At 55.5% G+C, this 2,986-nt stretch carries 1 protein-coding gene; it reads right to left on the minus strand.

Annotated features, from left to right (window positions below; translation table 11 throughout):
* Positions 1-53 precede the first annotated feature (53 nt).
* Positions 54-2,986: carbamoyl-phosphate synthase large subunit (gene carB, locus VF260_00515; GenBank protein ID HEX7055666.1), on the minus strand; the 2,933-nt coding region annotated here is incomplete at its 5' end.

Genomic DNA, 2,986 nt, shown 5'->3' on the forward strand with positions numbered 1-2,986 from the left:
AACAATGACGCGCTCTGCCATACTGTCTACCATGGCGATAAAGTCCTCCAAAATCAAACATTCAAGGTTTGCCTGGCATGTGTATGCACATGCGCCTCGGGCATGGCTCTGGAACAAAAATTGATCGTCTCCAGCATATTAAGCAGCGCCCGCACCGTATCCAACGACGTCAGGCAGACGACGCCGTTTTCCACCGCTTCGCGCCGGATGCGGAATCCGTCGCGCGCCGGCGTTTTCCCTTTGGTCAGCGTGTTGACGACAAACTGCGCTTTGCCGTTGCGGATCAAGTCCAAAATATTGGGCGAACCTTCGCTCAATTTGTGGACTTTTTCCACACGCAGCCCGGCTTGTTCCAACGCTTTCGCCGTTCCGCCGGTCGCCACAATTTTATAGCCGAGGTTGAAGAAGCCGCGCATAATGGCGATTGCTTCCTCTTTGTCTTTATCGGCGACGGTGGCAATGATCGATCCGGAGGCCGGTATTTTCATTCCCGAGCCAATCAGCCCTTTATACAATGCTTTGGCAAACTGCACATCGCGGCCCATCACTTCCCCGGTCGATTTCATTTCCGGTCCCAGCGTCGGTTCCACCCTGCGCAGCTTGGCGAAGGAGAACACCGGAACTTTCACGGAAACGAACTCGCCTTCCGGCCATAAGCCGCCCGCATAGCCCATCTCCTTAAGTTTACGCCCCAAAATGGCACGCGTTGCGACGTTAGCCATCGGGATATTCGTTACCTTGCTTAAGAACGGCACGGTGCGCGAAGAACGCGGGTTCACTTCGATGACGTACACGCGGTCGTTGTGGATCACGAACTGAATGTTGATAAGCCCGCCCACTTGCAAATCCCGGGCTATTTTCGTCGTGATCTCGACGATTTCCTGCTTGTGCTCCGCGGTGATCGACTGCGGCGGATAGACGGCGATCGAGTCGCCGGAATGCACGCCGGCGCGCTCAACATGCTCCATGATGCCGGGAATAAGCACGGTTTCGCCGTCGCAGATGGCGTCCACTTCCACTTCTTTGCCTTGCATATAGCGGTCGATCAACACCGGGTGTTCGGGATTGATTTTTACCGCCTGTTCCATGTAACTGAGCAATTCCTTGTCGGAATAGACGATTTCCATCGCGCGCCCGCCAAGCACGTAAGACGGGCGCACCAGCACCGGATAGCCAAGGCGGGCCGCCGCGCCGACGGCTTCGTTAACGGATGTGACCGTTTCTCCCGGCGGTTGGGCGATATTCAGGCGCTTTAGCAACGCTTCGAATTTTTTGCGGTCTTCGGCGGCGTCAATGCTGGATAACGGAGTGCCGATAATGTTCACGCCCGCCTCTGCCAGCGGCGCGGCCAAATTGATCGCCGTTTGGCCGCCAAATTGCACGATTACGCCGATCGGCTGCTCCTGTTCGATCACGTTCAGCACATCTTCCAAAAAGAGCGGTTCAAAATACAAGCGGTCGGACGTGTTAAAGTCCGTCGATACCGTTTCCGGGTTGTTGTTGATAATAACCGCTTCATAGCCTGCGCTCTGGATTGCCCAGACGGCATGAACGGTGGAGTAGTCAAATTCAATGCCTTGTCCGATCCGGATCGGTCCGGAACCAAGCACCAGCACTTTCTGTTTGCCGGTATCCGTCACTTCGTTTTCCGATTCGTAAGTCGAATAGTAATAGGGCGTAGTGGCGGCAAACTCCGCGGCGCACGTGTCGACCATTTTGTAAACCGGCTTGATCCCGAGTTTCAGGCGCAACGAGCGTACTTCCCGCTCCGAGGTATATTGCAGAGAAGCGTCATGCAACTTTCTGATTTCGGCGATCGCCCGGTCGGCGAAGCCTTTGCGCTTTGCTTCGTAAAGGAGTTCCGGCGTAAGTTCAAAAGCGGCAAGTTTTCGTTCGAAGGCAACCAATCCTTCGAGCTTGCGCAAAAACCACCAGTCTATTTTCGTCAGCTCCTGGATTTCCATCAGCGTAAATCCGCGGCGGTACGCTTCCGCTATCAGGAACAGCCGTTCATCATCAGGCGTTTTCAACCGCTCTTTAAGCGTTAATTCGTCCAGTTTGCCGGCTTCCCGCAAGTACAGGCGATTGACGCCGATCTCCAACGAGCGCAGCGCTTTTTGCAGCGATTCTTCAAAGGTGCGCCCGATCGCCATCACTTCGCCGGTCGCCTTCATCTGCGTGCCCAGCTTCCGGTTTGCCTGGATGAATTTATCGAACGGCCAGCGCGGAATTTTGGTCACAATATAGTCCAACGTCGGTTCAAAGCAAGCGTATGTTTGTCCGGTTACCGGGTTTATGATTTCATCGAGCGTATACCCGATCGCGATTTTGGCCGCCATTTTGGCGATCGGATAACCGGTCGCCTTCGATGCGAGCGCCGATGAGCGGCTTACGCGCGGGTTGACTTCAATGACATAATATTGATAGCTGTACGGGTCGAGGGCGAATTGCACATTGCAGCCGCCTTCGATTTGCAGCGCGCGAATGATTCTCAAGGACGCGGCGCGCAGCATTTGGTATTCGCGGTCGGACAGCGTCTGGCTGGGCGCCACGACGATGCTGTCGCCGGTGTGCACGCCGACGGGGTCGACGTTTTCCATGTTGCAAACGACGATGCAGTTGTCGTTCGCGTCGCGCATCACTTCGTACTCGATTTCTTTCATGCCGGCGATGCTTTTTTCAACCAGGCATTGGCTGATCGGGCTGTAGCGCAATCCCGAGGCGACAATCTCCCGCAGTTCTTCGGGCGTCTCGGCAATGCCGCCGCCGGTTCCTCCCAACGTGTAGGCGGGACGAATGATAACCGGATAACCGCTTTCCCCGGCAAACTCGAGCGCCTGCTCCACACTGTTGACGATGGTGCTTTGCGGGATTGGCTCGCCCAATTCCCGCATCAGTTCTTTAAACAAATCGCGGTCTTCCGCCTTACGGATGGAGTCAAGCTGCGTGCCCAACAATTGCACATGTTCACTTTCCAGCACGCCCG

This window comes from Bacilli bacterium (assembly GCA_036381315.1).
Classification (GTDB): domain Bacteria; phylum Bacillota; class Bacilli; order Paenibacillales; family KCTC-25726; genus DASVDB01.